At 40.5% G+C, this 5,184-nt stretch carries 6 protein-coding genes; all 6 read right to left on the bottom strand.

Annotation, left to right across the window (positions count from 1 at the left end; genetic code table 11):
- Positions 1 to 64: 64 nt before the first annotated feature.
- The 6 genes from PX636_RS18535 to PX636_RS18510 all read right to left on the bottom strand — a co-directional run bounded on the left by PX636_RS18535 (position 65) and on the right by PX636_RS18510 (position 4,939).
- The gene (locus PX636_RS18535) at positions 65 to 445 is read right to left on the bottom strand and encodes a GtrA family protein (protein WP_288118233.1); all 381 of its coding nucleotides are present in this window, start codon (positions 443 to 445) and stop codon (positions 65 to 67) included.
- Positions 446 to 449: 4 nt separating this feature from the next.
- A complete protein-coding gene (locus PX636_RS18530) occupies positions 450 to 1,361 on the bottom strand; it encodes a transketolase family protein (RefSeq protein WP_288118231.1) in 912 nt (303 codons plus the stop codon).
- Positions 1,358 to 2,182, bottom strand: coding sequence for a transketolase (locus tag PX636_RS18525; protein ID WP_288118229.1), 825 nt, complete (start codon positions 2,180 to 2,182; stop codon positions 1,358 to 1,360). Before PX636_RS18525 ends, PX636_RS18530 begins: the two co-directional genes overlap by 4 nt.
- A gap of 12 nt (positions 2,183 to 2,194) precedes the next feature.
- Positions 2,195 to 3,253 carry an NAD-dependent epimerase/dehydratase family protein gene (locus PX636_RS18520; protein WP_288118228.1) on the bottom strand — a complete coding sequence of 353 codons (1,059 nt, stop codon included), beginning with the start codon at positions 3,251 to 3,253 and terminating at the stop codon, positions 2,195 to 2,197.
- A gap of 61 nt (positions 3,254 to 3,314) precedes the next feature.
- Positions 3,315 to 4,061, bottom strand: coding sequence for a Uma2 family endonuclease (locus PX636_RS18515; protein WP_288118227.1), 747 nt, complete (start codon positions 4,059 to 4,061; stop codon positions 3,315 to 3,317).
- 116 nt (positions 4,062 to 4,177) lie between these two features.
- The gene (locus tag PX636_RS18510; protein WP_288118235.1) at positions 4,178 to 4,939 is read right to left on the bottom strand and encodes a Uma2 family endonuclease; all 762 of its coding nucleotides are present in this window, start codon (positions 4,937 to 4,939) and stop codon (positions 4,178 to 4,180) included.
- Positions 4,940 to 5,184 lie beyond the last annotated feature (245 nt).

Raw genomic sequence — 5,184 nt, 5'->3', positions numbered from 1 at the left:
TGAAGATAAATCTCTTCGATATTCCCCTCCTCATTATAGCAAGGAGTCACTACACTAATTTTTTTCATTGTCTATTTCCTCTAAAAACAAAGGTTTTATTTAAAAAATAGGAAACAATTGCTAGAGGCAATACTAAGATAGCTTGTGCCACTAAGATATTAATTCCTAGCATCTTAACAATTCGTAAGGATTCAGCATTTAATAAGTAAATCACTAAATAAACACCAATAAAGCGAGTTAGTAGTCGATTATTTTGGTCTTTAAAAACGATAGCTCCGATAGTTTTAAAGTTGAATAATACCCCGCAAATAGTAGCAATAAGTAAGGAATAGCGATAATCTAATCCTAGACGAAACAGCAAGGCAAAGACGGAATAACCAAATAAGGTATTAACTACCCCCACTAACAAAAATCTAACAAATTTACTTTTTTTGATTAGATACATTTTTCTACAATCGTGACATAAAATTTCTAACTTTTTCCTTAACTGAGGCAACATCTAGCCGATGTTCTTGCATCAAATATTGATAAGTTCCGCAAAATTGAGAAAATCGATCTTCAATACCAATGCGACAAATCCAACTGGGATGATAGGTGCTGGCAATTTCAGAAATAGCAGAACCCAACCCCCCATAGATAGAATGTTCTTCCATCACCACAATAGCTTGATATTGCTGACAAATTTCTCTCACTTGTTGGACATCAAGAGGCTTAATAAAAGGAACACTCCACACCCCACTATTATCCCATTCTTGGGCTACTTCTAGAGCCGTTTTAACCATCGAACCTGTCGCCAAAAATCCAAGGTTGCCGGTGCCTGGTTTAACGGGGTAAAGTTTACCCGGCTCAAGGTTAGGTAAAGTCTCATGAATTACCCCTAAATCTGCCTTACCCATGCGTAAATAAACTGGTCTATCACTGTTAAAAGTCCAATTCAGGCATTGAGTCATTTCGGAGGCATCTGCCGGGGAGAGAATCGAGATATTAGGTAAAGCCCTTAAAGCGGCAATATCTTCGGTAGACTGATGACTAGAACCCAGACTACTATAGACCACTCCAGCACCATCTCCAATCAATAAAACCTTTAATTGTTCATAACAAATATCTAACTTAATTTGTTCTAGAACTCTTATCGGCAGAAAAGAACTTAAACCATAAACTACTGGAAAAAACCCCGATTTAGCGAGTCCTGCCGCCACACCTACCATATTTTGTTCTGCTACCCCCGCATTAATATATTGTTTAGGGCAAGCCTGACGAAAATCATCGAATAAAGCATAACCATGGTCCCCGGTTAATAACAGAACTCGCTCATCCCCTAAAGCAAATTTGACTAAAGCATCTGAAAAAGCGTTTCTCATAAACTTAATTTATCCTTGTAAACTTGAGGTTCTAATTCGGCTTTAGCTTGTGCATAAATTTCTCGATTTAAGCGGCTATAATGCCAAACATTATTATCTTCCATGAAAGAAACACCTTTCCCTTTAACCGTGTGAGCGATAACAGCTTTAGGACAAGAAGAAGACAGTTCTAATAATTCTTGAAAGACCTGATATAATGCCTTTTCATCATGACCATCTACTTCTCGACAGTCAAAACCAAAAGCCCGGAACTTATCAGCAATTTGACCTAAATTCATCACTTCTTGAGTAGTACCCATCGCTTGATAACCATTAGCATCTACAATGACTAACAAGTTAGATAGTTGAAAATGAGAGGCAAAAAGTAGGGCTTCCCAAATCGACCCCTCATTAATTTCTCCATCCCCCACAAGGGCAAAACAACGCTGTCCGGTTCCTTTAATTTTACTAGCTAACGCTATGCCAACACCCACAGATAAACCATGCCCTAAAGACCCTGAACTTACTTCTAAACCAGGCACATGAGCATCAGATAACCCTTTAAGAATTGTACCATCCCCAAAGTAATTATCAATATCCTTATCCGTTAGCCAGCCTAACTCATACATACAAGCATATTGAGCCATTACTCCATGACCTTTACTGAGAATTAAATAATCTCTGCCGGGGGACTCCGGTTGACCATTCCCTAGATTTAGGTAAGAACGATAGAGAACTGCGAGAATCTCGATAATAGAAAAGGCACAGCCAATATGAACAGTTGAACCAGCAAAGGCCATCCTCAGAACGGTTTGGCGGAGTTGATTTCCTTGAAATTTCATGAGTTAAACCCCTCAATGATTATCAGTTTGTGTTAGTCTTTGTGGATACCATGCAAGGGTTTTTTTAATCCCTGTAGATAAATAAACGGTTGCCTTGAGTCCTAATTCTTTTAATGCTCTGTCAGTAGCGGGTACATATCTGGCAATCCGTTGACCTACAACTGGTTCTTGAGCAACAGTGATAGAATTAGGGTGTCCAGCAATTTCCGCCACTGCTAAGGCGGTATCTTTGATGTTGATTTCCACATTTGAACCCACATTATAAGGACGACAAGACTCACCCTTAAATAATATAGTCCATAACCAAATCATCAAATCCGAAGCATATAAATAGGAACGATAGGGGGTTCCATCTCCTTTAATATGAATCGTTTTTCCCTCTAAACTGTCCTTGATAAAGTTGCCAATGGCAAAAGATCCATCTAAAGGTAAATAGGGACCGACAAAGGCAAAACACCTGGCGATTTTTACCTCTATATTATACTCCTGAGCATACAAGACACTCAAGAGTTCTGCGAGTCGTTTTCCCTCTCCATAAACGGAGTTAGGAGAACTCACATCCGGCGCCCCTTGATAACTTTCCGGAATATGACTTATATCTGAGGGTTGTTGACCATAAATTGCTCCTGAGCTAGTTAGTAATAATTTTTTTGTGCCACAATTTTTAGCAAAATCTAGCACTCGCCGAGTCCCTTGTACTGTAGTATCTAGGACAAAAAGACGATCCTCTTGATGTACTAGAGAACTTGCATCCGTTGCCGCATGAATAATATAAGAAAACTCCCCTTTAGGAAACTGAAATGACCTAACATCACCGCTAGGGAATTGAATAGCGGGATGATTGGCTAAATGAGGAGCTTTTTGCCTGAAACTATCAGGATTTCTGGTTAAAACCACTGCCGATGCTTTTAAGTCTAGCTGATCATTAGCCCAAATAAAACTTTCTAATAACCAACAGCCAAAAAAGCCTGTACCTCCGGTAATAAATATCCGTTGTCCCCGCAATTCCTCCCACAGGGTTTTAGTATGGGCAAGAATGTGATTTAAGTCATTTGTTAGGTTAGGTTGCATCTTCAGCCCCGAATCATTACCAAGATTCCTTCCATGATTTTATCAGCATTTGACAAGTCTCCTACAAGGTTTCTGGTTCAACGCCTAATTCTCTTAATTTTTCAGCTAATTTTTGCCGTAACATTCGCTCCTGTTCGAGTTGATATTCAGTTTGTGCGACTCGTTCACTCCCCCATAATAACAGATTGCCCGACTTATCCCACCAGCGCAACCAATAGGCTGTTACTTCCGCTTTTTTTCCCTGCCAGACTCCCAAAAATAAGTTAATCTCTGCTATCCAATAACGATTGTTTTCATCAGGTTTTTGTTGTTCATATCTTCCTTGATTCAATCGATAAATTTCTAATTCTCCGGTTTTTGGCTGAAATATTCCATAGATAGGTACTTGTAAGATTTGCTCGTAAAAATACCATTTTCCATAGGGATAGTGAGGGTTGATGGAATATTCACCCCCTTCGGTTTCCGAGATAAACTCTAGGACGATGGTAGGAATTTCTCCTTCAAGATGGGGGGTGTAACTGCGCCGAATTTTTCCGCCAGGAATCGGTTTTACCGAGGGAATATAAACCCAATCAGGTGCTTTGACAACAGTTTGAGTTTTAACGGTAGCACACAAGCCAAAATTAGAGGCAATTAGCATCGATTCTAGAATTAGTCCTGCTAATTCTAACGATTCTCGTAAAGCTGCTGCTAATAGGGGTTGCAAGTTGTTGTCCACAGGTTCGTCAGGTAGAATAAAATCATCGGGCAGTTTTTCCCAGGTGATTATCGTTGATTTTGTCGGTAAATCAATAGCAGATGGTGTCATTGTCGTAAACAGTCCTTCCTAATATTTAATAAGCTCTCATAAACTGCCCGCAACTAAGTAGGTGCATTAAATTAATTATAAAATAGACCTGTAGGTGGACAATGCCTGCAATTATCTCATACACTATCATCAACTTCAACTCCTAGCGCTCTTAATTTTGCTGCCAAGCGCTCGGCTCGTTGCTTTTCTTGCTCGGCCTTCAGTTTTTCCTGCTCGGCCCGTTGCTTTTCCTGCTCGGCCAACTCCTCTATGGTGGGGAGCAATTGCCCCTCTGCTGTTGCCCAACGTAGCCAAGTAATCGGCTCTTGTTCATCCCCATAAATTCCCTGCCACCGCACTAACACTAGCCCTAATATTTCGCTGCTGAACCTGCCTTGAGCATCTGGTTTTAAAGATTTATAAACACCCCCTTCTAAGCGATGTCCCGCTAAATCTTCTGGGTCAAAGGGATCATACCAAAAGTATTCTGTCACCCGCAAACGATTCTGATAGATAAGCTTTTTCTCTTCTTTATCTTTTTTGGCTGTACTCTCAGAGAGCAACTCAATCACCACATCAGGAGCTTTTTCTTCTTCCCAGACGACCCAGCTTTTCCGTTCTTTTCGAGGCACGTCCACAACGACAAATACATCAGGCCCGCGATAATCCTCGTTACGCACTTGATTGGGGCTAAAGTAAACAAACATATTGCCTCCGACAAACGCTTCCCGTCCTTGGGTTTTTAACCACCCGGAGAGAGGTCTGACTAATAACTGCATTTGCAGTCCGTGTCGCTGGGTTTCCATGGGAATACCATCATCAGAAGGTAGTTCATCTTGGGTCGGTGGTAGCTTGATCCCCAGTGGGTTAGCTGCAATTAGGAGGGTTTCTTGAGCCATTGGTTGGTTGGGGTGAACAACTGATGCCACTTTCTTATCATAAACTATCATTAATGTCAACACAATTGCGATCGCAATTGTGTTGCCAAGCGCTCGGCTCGTTTTAGGTTATGGGATTTTGTCAAGATTCTCTGACTCTATTACAGTTCTAATCTTTTATGTAAATCTTACAATTTTTCAGGATACGGTCATCTATGTTTTTCCCTGACTCTACAAGTTTGTAATTATTCTCATAGAGTAATTGT

Source organism: Microcystis sp. M53598_WE2 (assembly GCF_030067735.1).
Taxonomy (GTDB): domain Bacteria; phylum Cyanobacteriota; class Cyanobacteriia; order Cyanobacteriales; family Microcystaceae; genus Microcystis; species Microcystis aeruginosa.
The sequence above is the reverse complement of the archived record's forward strand: the minus strand, read 5'-3'. Positions and strand labels throughout refer to the sequence as shown.

Excerpts from the sequence above, each read along its gene's own strand:
- PX636_RS18535 (WP_288118233.1), bottom strand. The coding sequence starts at position 445 with ATGTATCTAATCAAAAAAAGTAAATTTGTTAGATTTTTGTTAGTGGGG.
- PX636_RS18530 (WP_288118231.1), bottom strand. The coding sequence starts at position 1,361 with ATGAGAAACGCTTTTTCAGATGCTTTAGTCAAATTTGCTTTAGGGGAT.
- PX636_RS18515 (WP_288118227.1), bottom strand. The coding sequence starts at position 4,061 with ATGACACCATCTGCTATTGATTTACCGACAAAATCAACGATAATCACC.
- PX636_RS18520 (WP_288118228.1), bottom strand. The coding sequence starts at position 3,253 with ATGCAACCTAACCTAACAAATGACTTAAATCACATTCTTGCCCATACT.
- PX636_RS18525 (WP_288118229.1), bottom strand. The coding sequence starts at position 2,182 with ATGAAATTTCAAGGAAATCAACTCCGCCAAACCGTTCTGAGGATGGCC.
- PX636_RS18510 (WP_288118235.1), bottom strand. The coding sequence starts at position 4,939 with ATGGCTCAAGAAACCCTCCTAATTGCAGCTAACCCACTGGGGATCAAG.